The sequence below is a fragment of the Mesorhizobium sp. M0051 genome, from assembly GCF_040323235.1.
Taxonomy (GTDB): Bacteria; Pseudomonadota; Alphaproteobacteria; order Rhizobiales; family Rhizobiaceae; genus Mesorhizobium.
Genome location: NZ_JAMYUT010000005.1, coordinates 1 through 14173 on the forward strand (window position 1 = coordinate 1; position 14173 = coordinate 14173).

Sequence of the window (14173 nt, forward strand, 5' to 3'; positions counted from 1 at the left end):
CCTCCGATCATCCAGAGGTCCTTTCAGAATCGATTTCCGCACACCACACAAGAGTCCCTTTGTACTCATGTGCGATTCCCCTGCCCACGAGGGGGAGATGTCCGGCAGGACAGAGGGGGGCGCGAAGGATCGCCAACTTTTGGTACGATCCTGCTCTGATCAACACCGGCGCGGTGCTGGGGCAAAAGGCCGATAGGTTGGCGGGCCAGCGCCCCCCTCTGCCCTGCCGGGCATCTCCCCCACAGGTGGGGAGATTACGCCCCCTACTCCGCCGTACCTTCCTCATAGTCGGCCGACATGGTCAGCCATTTCTCCTCATGGCCGGCCAGCGTCTGGGCGAGTTGCGAGCGCTCCTTGGCCAGTCGGGTCGCTGTCGACGGATCCTTCTCGTAGACAGCCGGATTCGACAGCTCGTCCTCGATGCCGTCGATGCGCTTTCGGATGCGGTCCATCAGCGCTTCGGTGGCGCGGATCTCCTTCGCCAGCGGCTCAAAAGCGGCGCGGCGCGCTGCCGCATCGCGGCGGCGATCGGCTTTTGACGCCTTGTCGGCCTCGCGCTTGCCGCGGCGGTCGCCTGATACGCCGGTGACCAGCGTCTTGTAGTCTTCCAGGTCGCCATCATACGGGTTGACCGCGCCGTCCTTGACCAGCCACAGCCGGTCTGCGGTCGCTTCCAGCAGATGCCGGTCGTGCGAGATCAGGATGACGGCGCCGGGAAACTCGTTCAGCGCATGGATCAGCGATTCGCGGCTGTCGATGTCGAGATGGTTGGTCGGTTCGTCGAGGATGAACAGGTTCGGACCCTCGAAGGCCGACAGCCCCATCAACAGCCGCGCCTTCTCGCCGCCGGATAGATCCTTGGCGGCGGTGTTCATCTTCTCGGTGGTGAGGCCGAACTGCGCGACACGACCGCGCACCTTCGATTCCGGGGCCTCCGGCATCAGCCGGCGGACATGCTCATAGGCGTTCTCTTCCGGCCTGAGATCGTCGAGTTGATGCTGGGCAAAGATCGCCACCTTCAGCCCGGGCGCCACCGTCATGGTGCCGCTCTCTTGCTTCAGCCGGCCGGACAGCAATTTGGCGAACGTCGACTTGCCGTTGCCATTGGCGCCGAGCAGCGCGATGCGATCGTCGGCGTCGATGCGCAACGTCATCTTTTTCAGGATCGGCTGCCCCTCGGTGTAGCCGACATTGACGTTGTTGAGCGCCACGATCGGTGAGGCCACCGTCTTCACCGGTTCGGGGAATGAGAATGGCCGCACCGAATCGTTCACGATTGCCGCGATCGGCTTCATCTTCTCCAGTGCCTTGATGCGCGACTGTGCCTGCCTCGCCTTGGAGGCCTTGGCGCGGAAGCGTTCAACGAAGGATTCCATGTGCTTGCGGGCGGCCTCCTGCTTGACGCGGCCCTTCTCCTGCAACTCCTTCTGCTCGGTGTACTGGCGCTCGAACTGGTCGTAGCCACCGCGCCAGAAGGTCAGCTTCTTCTGGTCGAGGTGAACGATCGAGTTGACGGCGCGGTTGAGCAGGTCGCGATCGTGCGAGATCAAGAGCACTGTGTGCGGATATTTCGACACATAGTTTTCCAGCCACAGCGTGCCTTCGAGGTCGAGATAGTTGGTCGGCTCGTCGAGCAGCAGAAGGTCGGGCTCGGCAAACAGCACGGCGGCGAGTGCCACGCGCATGCGCCAGCCGCCGGAAAAGGACGAGGCCGGTCGCCGCTGCGCGGCGTCATCGAAGCCAAGGCCGGCAAGAATGGTGGCGGCGCGTGATTCGGCGGAATGCGCGTCGATGTCAGCCAGCCGCATGTGGATGTCGGCGATACGGTGGGGATCGGTTGCCGTCTTTTCCTCTTCGAGCAGCGCCGAACGTTCGAGATCGGCCTTGAGCACGATCTCGATCAGCGCGTCCTCGGTACCCGGAGCTTCCTGCGCCACCTGGCCGATGCGGGTGCTCTTCGGCAGACCGATCGAGCCTGTCTCCGAGGGAAAATCCCCGGTGATAGCTTTGAACAGCGTCGTCTTGCCGGTGCCGTTGCGGCCGACAAGGCCGGCCTTGGTGCCGGCCGGCAAGGTCAGCGAGGCATGGTCAAGAAGCAGGCGTCCGGCCATCCGGAGCGAAAGGTCGTTGATGATCAGCATGGCCGCGCTTTTGCACCGGACACCAACGCTTCGCAAGGCCTTGCGGGCCAGTTGGCCGCACACGGCCTGGAAACGACGCCCGCAAGGGCGTCGTCGAAGCAGTCGATCACGACTCGCCTACCGGCCAGGCAGGATTCAGACAGTCGCCTTGCGCTTCGTCGCCTTGGCCGCTGCGGCCGGCGCTGCTGCCGGCTTGCGGCCAAGTCCCGTCGACTTTGCCAGCGCCGACCGCGTCGCCGAGTAGTTTGGCGCAACCATCGGATAGTCCGGCGGCAGACCCCATTTGGCGCGGTAGTCGTCCGGGCTCAGGCCGTGGTCGGTCCGTAGATGCCGCTTGAGAGACTTGAACTTCTTCCCGTCCTCAAGACAGATGATGTAGTCAGGAAACACCGACTTCTTCGGATTCACTGCCGGAACAAGATTTGGCGTTTCCGTGACAACTGCACCGGCGAGCTTGCGAACCGAAGCACTGACGCTAGCAATCAACTCAGGCAAGCCAGAAGCCGGAAGTGGATTGTTGCCTACATAGGCCGAGACAATATCGGCCGTTAGCTCGATAACGGTCTTATCATCGATATTTGACAATTCTTTCATCCTATTTGCGACAAAATCCTCCACCCCAGCGAAGACTTACGTCGATGTATCTCTTTAACCGCGTCCCCCAACGGACCGCCAATCTCAACAAGGAGCAAAGAATCGGCAAAAGTAGCTTTCATCCGAAATCGACGTCACGCAACTTAGAAAATCTAATACTTCGAACCAGCAGATTTCACGGCGGGGCCATCGGCCAATATCTCTAAAATACGCCTCCAGAGTGCGCAACGCCTGAAATCCTTCTGTTCTATCGCCTTTTCGGCCTTCATCGCGGCATAGAGCGGCGCCTCCGCGCCGAATTCCTTGATCAGCCAAAGCGCTTCCCGAACGGCCAGGCGTTCATTTTCGTCAAACATGGTTTTCGGCCTCCGATCGTTCCACGCCGACCGTGACGCAGCTGCCGATGACCAGGACGGCTCCGACAATGGCCGTCATCGTCAGCCGTTCACCGGACAGCGTTAGCAGCAGGGTCGAAGCGACCGGCGTGAGATAAGCGACGACCGCGACCTTGCCGCTACCTTCGAGCTTCAGGGCGCGAGACCAGAAATAGTAGCCCAACCCCATCGGGCCGGCGCCCAGATAGAGGCCGAGGGCCAGGTCCGTACCGAAGGGCCAGGTGAAACCGTCTCGAACACACCACAGAAACGTCATGGCGACGCCGATCAGCGCCGATGGCAGCAACAGACGATCCGGTGAGGTGGCAACCCGGCCCACCATGATCGAATAGAATGCCATGCACAGTGCGGATCCGAATGCGGTGAGATAGCCGACGAGATCGCCCTGGAGCCAGGATTGGTTGAGCCCTCCCGAAATCACCAAAGCAACGCCAATAAAACCCACCACCGCGGCAACGCCAAGCAGAGCCGGGCGCCGCGGATTTTCCAAAATGATGACCGCCGCCGCGACCATCAACGGCCAGGTGTAGGCCAGCAGATTGGCCTCGATCACCGGCATCGACGAGAAGGCTATGTATTGCAGCACCATGGTGCCGACCAGGCCGATGAAGCCGACCGCGAGAGCCATGGGTGCGGCTCCGGCCGCGACCGGCGCGGCGTTTTCCCGGCTCATCAACCGGATGGCAGCAAAGACGATTGCGGCGCCTGCAAACTGCAGGAACTGCACCTGCGACACTGGGTGGCTGGCCAGCAGGGATTTGCCGACCAGCGCGTTGGTCGACCATAACGCCACCGCGCCGGCGGCGAAAACCAGCGCGGATATCGAGCCCGATCCATGCCTGAACAATCGGCATCGAGCACTATGCTCAACCATGGTCCTGCCCGAAAACCGGTTCCCATTTTTCAGAATCATGGCTAATCACCATGATTCCCTGGCTCCACCCGGAACCGGCGCGTCGACGGCGGCAGGCACTGGATGCTCTGCCTCGAACCGGCGATAGGCCGGCAGCTGGTTGGTCCAGACATCTTCGGCCAGTTCGCCGACCCACTCACGGTCGTGGTCGTTGTCGGCGGCGAGATAGAACATGCGGTTGTCGTCGACATAGGGTTTGGCCACCGAGCGCTGGTTGAGCACCAGCGTGACGCGTTCGCCGAACCGGATCGGGGCGGTGCGATGCAGGACGCCCAGGAACTGCCCCAGCGTCGCGTAGTTCATCTTGTGATCGATGCGCATGACGCGGTTGCGGGGAATCTCGCGGCCGGATTCGAGGATAGCGCGGCCGGTTTCGGAGTCGTCGCAGTAGATTTCGAGATGGCCGCCGACCAGCGGATTGCTGATCGACAGTGGAATGAGTTCGGTGACAGGAACGCCATCGCAATGCCATTCCACGGCGCCGTCCTTTGGATTCATGAAAGTAACCGTCGAGCCGACGATCGACAGCGGATAGGGCTCCAGCTTGGTGCCCATCATGTCCGACAGCCGCTCCAGGCGCAGCTTGTCATGCAGCAGTTCCTTGATCTCGGGGATGAAACGGTCTGCCCCGGTGATGAAGGTCAGATCGAGGTGCTTGTGCACGGCATGGCTGGCCTTGAGCTTCAGAGCAGCCTCCTCGATCGCGGCAAGCAGTGCCGGATCGTAACCATGCAGATATTGCGCGACGCCGAAATTCGACACTTTCCAGGCGGTTTCGTGACCGATGATGGCCTCGCGGCTCATCGCATAGCGCAATTCGGGTATGGTATGGGCGTTCATTGTACTTCTCCAAGTGAGGGTAATCACTTAGTTAGCAGTCGATTAAATTAGCACCCCCTGTAAAATTAGGAATGCTGGTGCTAGTGTAAGCTCAGCTTAAGGTCGAAACCGTGCGTCTGCTCAGTCAGGTCAACCTCAATTCGCTGAAAATCGTGGAAAGTGCTGCGAGGCACGGAAATTTCACGCGCGCCGGCGAAGAACAGTTTATCACCGCTTCAGCGGTCAGCCAGCGCGTCAAAAGCCTGGAGGATCAGCTGCGATTCAAGATCTTCCAGCGCGGCGGCAATGCTGTGTCGCTGACGCCGGAGGGCGAGACCTATGTCTCGCGCGTTCGCGAGGCGCTGGAGCGAATCGTCGCTGCCAGCATGGAAGCGACAGGGCAATCCCAGGAACATGTGTTGAAGATATCAGTGCTGCCGACCTTTGCGGCACGCTGGCTGTTTCCGCGCCTGCCGCTGTTCCAGCAGCAATATCCCGATATCGTGATGCGGGTCTCGACCTCCTATGCGACGCATGAGTTCACGACCTCCGAGTTCGATCTTGAAATCCGCTATGGCGACGATCATTTTCACGGGCTGCAATCGGATCTGCTGTTTCGGGAAGACCTGACACCGGTGTGCAGCCGCAAGCTGTTCCACGAAGTTCTCGGCGACAAGCAGTTGTCGAAGGTGACACCGGACGATCTCAGGCACTTCACGCTGCTGCATTCCGATACCTGCACCCAGAACTGGCAATCCTGGCTTGGTTTCGCCGGCGCCAGCTTCGTACTCAGCAAGGCCAAAAGCATCTATTTCGACTCGTGCATGATGTCCTACGAGGCAGCGAATTCCGGGATGGGTTTTGCGGTGGCCAACCGTGCCTATATGGCCAGCGATATCCGTGCCGAGAGGCTTGTGGCTCCGTTTGCCGTCCATCATCCGAACACGGCCGGCTGGTATTTTGTCTCTCCCCCACAACGCCTTGCCACACGCAAGGTTGTGCTTTTCAAGCAATGGGTGATGGCGGAAGCGGCTCTGACGCAGCGCCAGCTCGACAGCGAAACCAGCGGCGAGGCCGCGATGGCTGTCTGACACCATTTCGTTGTCTGCCGATGAGATCCGACCAGCAAGAGTCCGTTGAGAGCCACTGGTTAGTGGCCTGACGTAAGGACGATGCTGCAGCACAAAATGCAGCGATAGCAAGCGAGGGCCCTCAGGCTTCGGACTCACAACCGCCAAACATCGCCAGGATCAGGCGAAAGCCCTGCCTTCCTCACTTCGCTGGAAGAGCATCAGGTCCAACCCCAGGCTTGGCCGTCCCAGGATGGTCAGAATTGCATGCGCTTGGCCGCGATGGTGAGTCTGATGATTGAAGACATGGTCCAGCGCCGGCGCCAGTCTTTGCGAAACCGTGCGCATGTCCGAGACTGTCATGTAGGTGAAGCGGCCCGTCAAAGCCTTGTCATTGAGGCCGCCGACCCAATCGATGATCCTCCTGTCCTCGGCTTCACGCGCCATCCGCAGACCGGGCAAGCCCCGATGCAGGATGGCGTCCAGCGTTGTCGGCGCGTCGCCTTCGCCGGTGAAGCGCTTCATCCAGATGCGGTCGGCTGTCAGCAGGTGGTTGAGGGTGCCCATCATCGAGCCGAAGAAGGCGCCGACATTGCGGTTGAATTCCTCTTCGTCGAGTTCCGCGGCGGCATCATAGATGCGGTTGTTGGCCCATTGATTATAGGCCGCAAACATCATGAAATGCTGTCTCATGGTTTCCCCTCGGCTCGCGTCGATAAGGAGGCCTACCTAACCCGCGAGAGGGCCGCCGCCAATGACCATTCTGCTCTATGACCTCGTCGGACGCGACACCGCACGTCCGTTCAGCCCGCATTGCTGGAAGGTGGCGATGGCGCTTGCCCACAAGGGGCTCGACACAGCAACCGCGCCGACGCGCTTTCTCGAGGTGCCCGCTGTCGAGGGCGGCGTTTCGAAAACCGTTCCGGTGATCCGCGACGGCGAGACGGTCGTTTCGGATTCCTTCGCAATCGCTCTCTATCTCGATGAAGCCTATCCGGACCGGCCGACGCTGTTTGGCGGCGAAGGTGGCAAGGCGATGGCGCGCTTCATCGAACGCTGGTCGCAACTGACCATTCACCCCTATGTGACCACCGCGGCGATCATCGACCTGCATGCCATGCAGGACGCGGAGAACGCCGCCTATTTCCGCCAGAGCCGGGAGCAGCGTCTTGGCAAGCGGCTGGAAGATGTGATGGCAACCCGGGAGGCCGGGCTCGGCAACTTCAGGGCCTCGCTGGAACCCTTGCGTTCAATGCTCGGCTATCAGCCTTTCATCGGCGGTGCATCGCCGCTGTTTGCAGACTATATCGTCTTCGGCGCGCTGCAATGGGCGCGCATAGCCTCGCCCTACCAACTGCTCGACGACGGCGACGTGGTGGCGCAATGGTTCGCCCGCTGCCTCGACCTGCATGGCGGGCTGGGACGAAAGGTGGCCGCGGCAGCGTGACGCCGAACGCCTGCTGCAAGACAGCACGAAGGCCGCCGATGTCCGGCAGAAAAGCTCGGTAGCGAGGAGAGCTTTACTTGGCCGACGCCTTCTTTGGCTTGCTGGCCTTGGTGGCAGCCTTTGCTTCCTTGGGGGCGGCCTTTGCCTTGGCGGCGCCAGCTGCCTTCGTGGTTGGCTTTTTGGCCGTCGCCGCTCCGGCGGCATCCTCCTGGGCGACATCGGCCGCCGCCTGATGCCAATGGCGGTCATGGTGTCCAGCCGGCTGTCCCTCTTGCAGCCAGATCTGATGCGCGCGGTTGCGAATGCGTTCCTGACGATCGTCTGCCATGGTCATGTTATCTCCATGCGGGCCGACTTCAGCGCGGCGCCGACAGGTGACTATAGCAAGCAAAGCGTTGCTGTGCAGCCATCCGATCTCGCCTCCGGCCTGCCATCGGCGCCCCGCTTTGGCCTCACCCCCAACCTCCAGTGGCTCGCGATGAAACCGGACAACTCGTCTGCTACCTAATCCAGACAACTCGTCTGCTTACGACACTGTCGGTCTCGCCCCTTGGCAATGGGCCGGACGGCTTGTATAGAGCCCGCCACCCTCAATTCCATTCTCAGACAAGGACGACCCATGGCGCTCGAACGCACATTTTCCATGATCAAGCCGGACGCAACCCGGCGCAATCTCACCGGCGCCATCACCAAGATGCTGGAAGAGGCCGGCCTACGCGTCATCGCCTCGCGCCGGGTCTGGATGAGCCGCCGTGAGGCGGAAGGCTTTTACGCCGTGCATAAGGACCGCCCGTTCTTCGGCGAATTGGTTGAATTCATGTCGTCGGCACCGACCGTCGTGCAGGTGCTGGAAGGCGAAAACGCCATTGCCCGGAACCGCGAAGTGATGGGCGCCACCAACCCGGCCAATGCCGCCGAAGGCACGATCCGCAAGGTGCATGCGCTGTCGATCGGCGAAAACTCGGTGCACGGCTCCGATGCGCCGGAGACCGCGGCGGAAGAGATCAAGTACTGGTTCTCGGATACCGAGATCGTCGGCTGAGCCGACAGTCCAAAGCGTGATCACGTAAAAAGGCTGGCGTTTCGCCGGCCTTTTTTCATGGCCGAACAGTCAGTCAGCCCTGCGTGCGAACTGCATGTACTTGGATGAGACATGGAGCCGGACCGAGGACCGAAATTGAGGCTGTCTCCGGAACAGACTGTGGCGGCCGCCGAGGAGGGTGGACTCAGGCTTGCCAACCTGGTCGAGGTGCCGCCCTATGGCGCCGTATTCGAACAAACGATGGCTTGAGGGGCCCGCCGCCGCCACGGCGGGTTCTCGTCACTTCGGCTGGCGATCCTTCACGTTCGCATGGGCGTTCGCTGCCTCCGTATCGGTGGCCGGTGTCTGGGTATCGGCACCCGCAAATGGACTACCCTGCCCAGGCGCGAGATCGCCGCTGTGGCCGGCCTTGTTGGTGTGGAACGGCTGGCCATCGGCGCTGAGACCATGCTCAAGGGCATTGACCAAATGATCGTCCGCCGACGCAAGGCCGGTAAAGGCAAGGAGCGATACGCCTGCGGCAGCAAGGATAAGCGTGTGCGTTTTCATCTCTGGACTCCTTTGAGTTAAGCCAGAACGAGCCGCAGCAGGTCTGGCGGCTTCAACCAAGGGATATTCGAAATATCCCCTTTGCCTTGCCCGCCATGTCTGGGAGAGAAACGCTTCTCTTGCGCAAATTATTCCGAAAAAGTTTTGGCAATGCGATTTGCGCTAGCTTGCGGCGCTGAAGCGCAGGATCTCGCGGCCATCCTTGTCGGCAATGATGAGCTTGCCAGCAGCGACATTGTATGACGCAGCCTTGGCCAACGCATCGAACAGCGCCTTTTCCTCAGCCATCACCTCGGGCGCACAGGCCTTGTAGGTCGAGCCGATATCGCTGATCGCGATCGTCCGGCCATCGATCTTGGCGGTGGCGAAATAGGTGTTGCAGGGGCCCTTGCCGCCTGCCTTGCCTGCCTCGCTGACGCTGAACGTCGCCTGCGGCGCGGTGCTGGCGCCCATGCCGTCGACATAGTCGACCAGCCAGAGCTGGTCCAAGACGGAACCCGTTGGCTCGGCGCTCGGCGTGACCATCTTCAGCATGATGGTCTGCGGCGCGTCGGTCGGCGCATCGGCCCGCGACACGTCGGCAAGTTGTACGGAAAGTACGGCACTGGGCAGCAAGGCGATGCGTTCGCGATAGATCACCTCGCCTCTCACGGTCTTTCCAGCGGCAACAGACGGTCCCGGCACGGCCAACATGCCGACGACCAGAGGCACGAAGCCGAAGACGAAGAACTCCGCGATCCTGTCCAGCATGACCATCTCCCCTTGCGGTCAATTGGCCAAAGGATTGCGGTCAATACATGGCTGCGGCGGGATTTATTCGGACGGTTTCCAGCGTTGTGCGGCGCTGGCGTCGGCTTCCTTGGCCTCGACCCAGCCACCCTCGGAACCATCGGCGCGATGCTCTTTCTTCCAGAACGGCGCACGCGATTTCAAATAGTCCATGAGAAAATTCGCCGCCTCGAATGCCGCCTGGCGATGCGCCGAGGCGGCCACCACCAGCACGATGTTGTCGCCGGGCGCGATCTTGCCATGGCGATGGATCGCGGTGAGACCCTGCAGCGGCCACCGCTGGACCGCTTCAGCGGCAATGCGGCTGATCTCGGCTTCCGCCATGCCGGGATAGTGCTCGAGCTCGAGCGCCGAGAGTGTGCCCTGCTCGTCGCGGCAAAGACCGGAGAAAGTGACGACGGCGCCGATATCGGCGCGGCCTTGCGTCAGTCTGGCGATCTCGGCGGCGACGTCAAAATCCTGCGACTGAATGCGCACGACAGGTACGACCGCGCCGGTCATCTCAGCCCCCGGTCATCGGCGGAAACAGCGCAATCTCGCGCGCGCCTGATATCTTCTCGCGGTGCTCCACATGTTCCTGGTTGATGGCGACGCGGATCACGTCGGGATATTGCAGCGCCTGCTCGTAGCCCTCGCCGCGCGATTTCAGCCAGCGCAAGAGGTCAGCGACCGTCTCGATGCCAGCAGGCAGGTCGACGTCTTCCTCGGGCAGGCCTATGCGTTCGCGCACCCATGCAAAATAAATCAGCCGGGTCGTCATCTCACTCGTCCATGATGTGTTTGAGGCCGGCGCGGAAATAGTCGTAGCCAGTGTAAAGCGTAACCAAGGCCGCGATCCACAGCAGCACCAGCCCGGTCTGGGTGGTCAGCGGGAAGATCTTGTCGCCGGCCGGCCCGGCCAGCAGGAAGGCGATAGCGACCATCTGGATGGCGGTCTTCCATTTTGCCAGCTGCGTCACTGGCACCGAGACCTTGAGCGCCGCCAGATACTCGCGCAGGCCCGAGACGAGGATTTCGCGGCACAGGATGATGATCGCTGCCCACAGCGACCAACCGGCAATGCCCGCATGGCGATCGGTGTCGGCGGCCAGCAGCAGCAGGCAGGTGGCGACCAACAGTTTGTCCGCGATCGGGTCAAGCATCTTGCCGATATTGGAGGTCTGCTGCCAGGCGCGCGCCAGGTAGCCATCCAGATAATCGGTGATAGAGGCGAGCAGAAAGATGACCAGCGCCGACCAGCGGGCGAAGTCGCTCGACTTCAGATGCCCTTCAAGAAAAAAGCACAGCACCACCAGCGGCACCGCGATAATGCGGGCGTAGGTAAGTATATTGGGCAGGTTGAAAGCGCGCTGGGCCATATCTGGGAAAACTCTTTCTGCCTGCCTACTCAAATCAGATGCCAATGCAGGGGGTCAACAGGCGACAATCGATTGGCCAGACAAAAATGGGACCCTGGCCGTCAGCTCTCGTGGAAATGATTGTAGACCAGTTTCGCCACCCGCTCGGAAATGCCGTCGACTTTGCGCAGATCCTCGATCGCGGCGCGACTGACCGCCTTGGCGGTGCCGAAGGCCAGCAGCAGGGCGCGCTTGCGGCCGGGACCGATGCCGCTGATCTCGTCGAGCGGGCTCTTGACCATCTCCTTCTTGCGGCGCGCGCGGTGCGAACCGATGGCGAAACGATGGACCTCGTCGCGCAAGCGCTGGACAAAATAAAGGACGGGGTCGCGGACCGGCAGCGAAAATGAGTCCCTGCCCCTGACGAAGAAGCGCTCGCGGCCGGCGTCGCGATCCTGGCCCTTGGCGATGCCGATCGCCACCACGCGATCTTCGATGCCAAGATCCGAAAGGATCTTGCGCACCGCCGTCATCTGGCCCTGGCCGCCGTCGATCAGGATGACATCTGGCCAGGCCGGGAAGCTGCCGGAGATATCATCCTCGATATCGTCGCCCGCCCCGCCCGCATCGCCGGCAACGGCAACATCGCCATGCTCCTTGAGCAGCCGCGAAAACCGCCGCTCCATCACCTCGCGCATCATGCCGAAATCGTCGCCGGGAGTGATGTCGGTCGAGCGGATGTTGAATTTTCTGTATTGGTTCTTAACAAAACCTTCCGGCCCGGCGACCACCATGGCACCGACCGCATTGGTGCCCATGATGTGCGAATTGTCGTAGACTTCGATGCGCACCGGCGGCTTGGCCAGGCCGAAGGTTTCGGCGAAACCGGCAAGCAGGCGTCCCTGTGTGGAGGTTTCGGCCAGCCGCCTGCCAAGCGCCTCGCGGGCATTCTGCAGCGCGTTGTCGGTCAGATCCTTCTTCTCGCCGCGCTGCGGCACAGAGATCGCGACCTTGCGACCGGCGCGGGTGGATAGCGCTTCGGCCAGCAATTCCAGGTCCTGGACATGATGCGACAGAAGAATGTTCCGCGGCGTCGGCTTGTCGTCATAAAACTGCGCCAGGAAAGAGCCCAGCACCTCCGATCCTTCCAGCGCCGGATCGGCCTTGGGGAAATAGGCGCGGTTGCCCCAATTCTGTCCGGTGCGGAAGAAGAACACCTGGATGCAGACCTGGCCGCCTTCCTGATGGATGGCGAAGACATCGGCCTCATCGACGGTCGCCGGATTGATGCCCTGGTGGCTCTGCACATGCGACAGGGCGGCCAGTCGATCCCGGTAGATCGCGGCGCGCTCGAAATCGAGAGCTTCAGACGCTTGCTGCATGGCGGCCGAGATTTCCGTCTTCACCTTCTGGCTGCGGCCGGACAGGAAGTCCTTCGCTTCGGCGACAAGCTTCGCATAGTCCTGGTGCGAGATCTCTCCGGTGCAGGGGCCGGCGCAGCGCTTGATCTGATAAAGCAGGCACGGCCGCGTGCGGTTCTCATAGAAAGAGTTGGTGCAGCTGCGCAGCAAAAAGGCGCGCTGCAGAGAGTTGATCGTGCGACCGACGGCGCCGGCGGAGGCGAAGGGGCCGAAATAGTCGCCTTTGCGCGAACGCGCGCCGCGATGTTTGTAGATGCCGGGCGAGATATGGTCACCGGTCAACAGGATATAAGGAAACGACTTGTCGTCGCGCATCAACACGTTGAATCGCGGCCGCAAGCGCTTGATAAGATTGGCTTCGAGCAGCAGTGCTTCGATTTCGGTGCGGGTGACGACGAACTCCATCGTCGATGTCTCGCGCACCATGCGGCCGATGCGGGTGGTGTGGAAGCGGCCTTGCGCGTAGCTGGTGACACGCTTCTTCAGGCTGCGCGCCTTGCCGACATAGAGCACGTCGCCGGCGGCATTCATCATGCGGTAGACGCCGGGCGCGTTGGGCAGCCGCTTGACCAGCGTCTGGATCACCTCGGCGCCGACCATGCCTTCGGCGTCGCCCGCATGAGGTGTCCAGTCGATGGCGGTGAAGGCGACATCGGGACCCGCAGGTTCGACGATCTCCTCGACCGCCTCGTCCTCGAGGTCGATATCGGGGGGCAGATCATCGGCGCCGCCGCGCGGCTTGTTCTTGTGATCCAAAGGACTCATTCCATCATGCCTGTCACATCGGGCGTCTGCCATGCAAGATGCTGGCCGCCATCGAGCGCGATCATCTGGCCGGTGACTGAGCGCGCGGCCCAGAGATAACGGATCGTGGCGCCGAATTCCGGCAATTCCGGGCCGCGCTTGAGGATCAAGCCATCGACTTGCGCGGCAAAATCGCCGTCGTCCTGGCGTGTGTTCTTCAAGGTCGGCCCCGGACCGATGGCGTTGACACGGATGCGGGGACCGAGCGCCTGTGCCATCATCTGCGTTGCCGCCCACAGCGTCGACTTGGACAGGGCATAGGAGAAATAGCGCGGCGTCGGCCGCCAGACGCGCTGGTCGATGATGTTGACGATCAGCCCCTCCTGCCCCTCAGGCAACGCCCGGGCGAAGTTCTGCGCCAGCAGCGCGGGTGCCTTCACATGCACTGCAAAGTGCCGATCCCAGGCCCGCCAGTCGAAATCCAGAACCGAATCGTCGACGAACAGCGACGCATTGTTGACCAGCAGCGAGATCGGCCCGAGCGCTGCTTGCGCCCGGCCGACGAGGTCGCCGACGACATCCGTATCGGTCAGGTCGGCGGCGATCACGGCGGCGCGGCCGCCCCCGTCATTGATTCCGGCAGCCAACGCATCGGCCTCGGTACGCGAGCGGTTACAATGGATGGCGACGGCAAACCCGTGGGCGGCGAGATCCTCGACGATTGCCCTACCAATCCGTTTTGCCCCACCCGTCACCAGCGCCGTGGCCGTGGCTTTGCTCATATCGTGTCAATCCTCAATTTCGGCCCGAAAAACGGTGCCGGCGAAATATGGCCCGGCATGCGTTAAATGGCGTTCGCACCTTGGGCAGCATTGTGGCGAAACGGCCTTTTCGGCGTCTCGACTCGCTCGG

Annotated in this window: 18 protein-coding genes; 4 read left to right on the forward strand and 14 right to left on the reverse strand. The window is 61.7% G+C overall.

Going from position 1 to position 14173, the window contains the following annotated elements:
* Positions 1–263: 263 nt before the first annotated feature.
* The 5 genes from NKJ90_RS06735 to NKJ90_RS06755 all read right to left on the reverse strand — a co-directional run bounded on the left by NKJ90_RS06735 (position 264) and on the right by NKJ90_RS06755 (position 4883).
* Entirely contained in the window at positions 264–2141 is a 1878-nt protein-coding gene (locus NKJ90_RS06735) for an ABC-F family ATP-binding cassette domain-containing protein (RefSeq protein WP_023761546.1), read from the reverse strand.
* 135 nt (positions 2142–2276) lie between these two features.
* On the reverse strand, positions 2277–2735 hold the full coding sequence (locus NKJ90_RS06740; protein ID WP_023761547.1) for a Ros/MucR family transcriptional regulator: 459 nt from the start codon (positions 2733–2735) through the stop codon (positions 2277–2279).
* A gap of 152 nt (positions 2736–2887) precedes the next feature.
* Entirely contained in the window at positions 2888–3091 is a 204-nt protein-coding gene (locus NKJ90_RS06745) for a hypothetical protein (protein WP_023761548.1), read from the reverse strand.
* A complete protein-coding gene (locus NKJ90_RS06750) occupies positions 3084–4004 on the reverse strand; it encodes an EamA family transporter (protein ID WP_031260803.1) in 921 nt (306 codons plus the stop codon). The genes NKJ90_RS06745 and NKJ90_RS06750 overlap by 8 nt, the downstream gene beginning before the upstream one ends.
* A 45-nt stretch (positions 4005–4049) precedes the next feature.
* Positions 4050–4883 carry a hypothetical protein gene (locus tag NKJ90_RS06755; protein ID WP_023761550.1) on the reverse strand — a complete coding sequence of 278 codons (834 nt, stop codon included), beginning with the start codon at positions 4881–4883 and terminating at the stop codon, positions 4050–4052.
* 110 nt (positions 4884–4993) lie between these two features.
* Between NKJ90_RS06755 and NKJ90_RS06760 the strand changes: the two genes are divergently transcribed.
* Positions 4994–5953, forward strand: coding sequence for a LysR substrate-binding domain-containing protein (locus NKJ90_RS06760; RefSeq protein ID WP_023761551.1), 960 nt, complete (start codon positions 4994–4996; stop codon positions 5951–5953).
* Between the two features lie 159 nt (positions 5954–6112).
* Here NKJ90_RS06760 and NKJ90_RS06765 read toward each other — a convergent pair whose 3' ends face one another.
* Positions 6113–6625, reverse strand: coding sequence for a DinB family protein (locus NKJ90_RS06765; RefSeq protein ID WP_023761552.1), 513 nt, complete (start codon positions 6623–6625; stop codon positions 6113–6115).
* Positions 6626–6686: 61 nt separating this feature from the next.
* On the opposite strand from NKJ90_RS06765, the gene NKJ90_RS06770 reads away from it, so the two are divergent.
* A complete protein-coding gene (locus NKJ90_RS06770) occupies positions 6687–7379 on the forward strand; it encodes a glutathione S-transferase family protein (protein WP_023761553.1) in 693 nt (230 codons plus the stop codon).
* Positions 7380–7452: 73 nt separating this feature from the next.
* Here NKJ90_RS06770 and NKJ90_RS06775 read toward each other — a convergent pair whose 3' ends face one another.
* Positions 7453–7713: a DUF2934 domain-containing protein gene (locus tag NKJ90_RS06775; RefSeq protein WP_023761554.1), complete on the reverse strand. Its 261-nt coding sequence runs from the start codon at positions 7711–7713 to the stop codon at positions 7453–7455.
* 285 nt (positions 7714–7998) lie between these two features.
* Here NKJ90_RS06775 and ndk point away from each other — a divergent pair, with 285 nt between their 5' ends.
* Both ndk and NKJ90_RS06785 read left to right on the forward strand, forming a co-directional pair.
* Positions 7999–8421, forward strand: coding sequence for a nucleoside-diphosphate kinase (gene ndk / locus NKJ90_RS06780; protein WP_023761556.1), 423 nt, complete (start codon positions 7999–8001; stop codon positions 8419–8421).
* A 111-nt stretch (positions 8422–8532) separates the two neighbouring features.
* On the forward strand, positions 8533–8670 hold the full coding sequence (locus NKJ90_RS06785) for a hypothetical protein (protein ID WP_245266810.1): 138 nt from the start codon (positions 8533–8535) through the stop codon (positions 8668–8670).
* Between the two features lie 30 nt (positions 8671–8700).
* Here the strand turns inward: NKJ90_RS06785 and NKJ90_RS06790 are convergent, their stop codons facing one another.
* The 7 genes from NKJ90_RS06790 to NKJ90_RS06820 form a co-directional block, all read right to left on the reverse strand.
* Positions 8701–8970: a hypothetical protein gene (locus tag NKJ90_RS06790; RefSeq protein WP_023761558.1), complete on the reverse strand. Its 270-nt coding sequence runs from the start codon at positions 8968–8970 to the stop codon at positions 8701–8703.
* Positions 8971–9132: 162 nt separating this feature from the next.
* Positions 9133–9720, reverse strand: coding sequence for an META domain-containing protein (locus tag NKJ90_RS06795; protein WP_031260805.1), 588 nt, complete (start codon positions 9718–9720; stop codon positions 9133–9135).
* A gap of 63 nt (positions 9721–9783) precedes the next feature.
* On the reverse strand, positions 9784–10260 hold the full coding sequence (locus tag NKJ90_RS06800) for a molybdenum cofactor biosynthesis protein MoaE (RefSeq protein ID WP_023761560.1): 477 nt from the start codon (positions 10258–10260) through the stop codon (positions 9784–9786).
* 1 nt (position 10261) lies between these two features.
* The gene (gene moaD / locus NKJ90_RS06805) at positions 10262–10519 is read right to left on the reverse strand and encodes a molybdopterin converting factor subunit 1 (protein WP_023761561.1); all 258 of its coding nucleotides are present in this window, start codon (positions 10517–10519) and stop codon (positions 10262–10264) included.
* Position 10520: 1 nt separating this feature from the next.
* On the reverse strand, positions 10521–11117 hold the full coding sequence (gene pgsA, locus NKJ90_RS06810) for a CDP-diacylglycerol--glycerol-3-phosphate 3-phosphatidyltransferase (protein WP_023761562.1): 597 nt from the start codon (positions 11115–11117) through the stop codon (positions 10521–10523).
* Positions 11118–11218: 101 nt separating this feature from the next.
* Entirely contained in the window at positions 11219–13282 is a 2064-nt protein-coding gene (uvrC, locus tag NKJ90_RS06815) for an excinuclease ABC subunit UvrC (protein WP_023761563.1), read from the reverse strand.
* Positions 13279–14043: an SDR family oxidoreductase gene (locus NKJ90_RS06820; RefSeq protein WP_023761564.1), complete on the reverse strand. Its 765-nt coding sequence runs from the start codon at positions 14041–14043 to the stop codon at positions 13279–13281. The genes uvrC and NKJ90_RS06820 overlap by 4 nt, the downstream gene beginning before the upstream one ends.
* Positions 14044–14173: the final 130 nt, after the last annotated feature.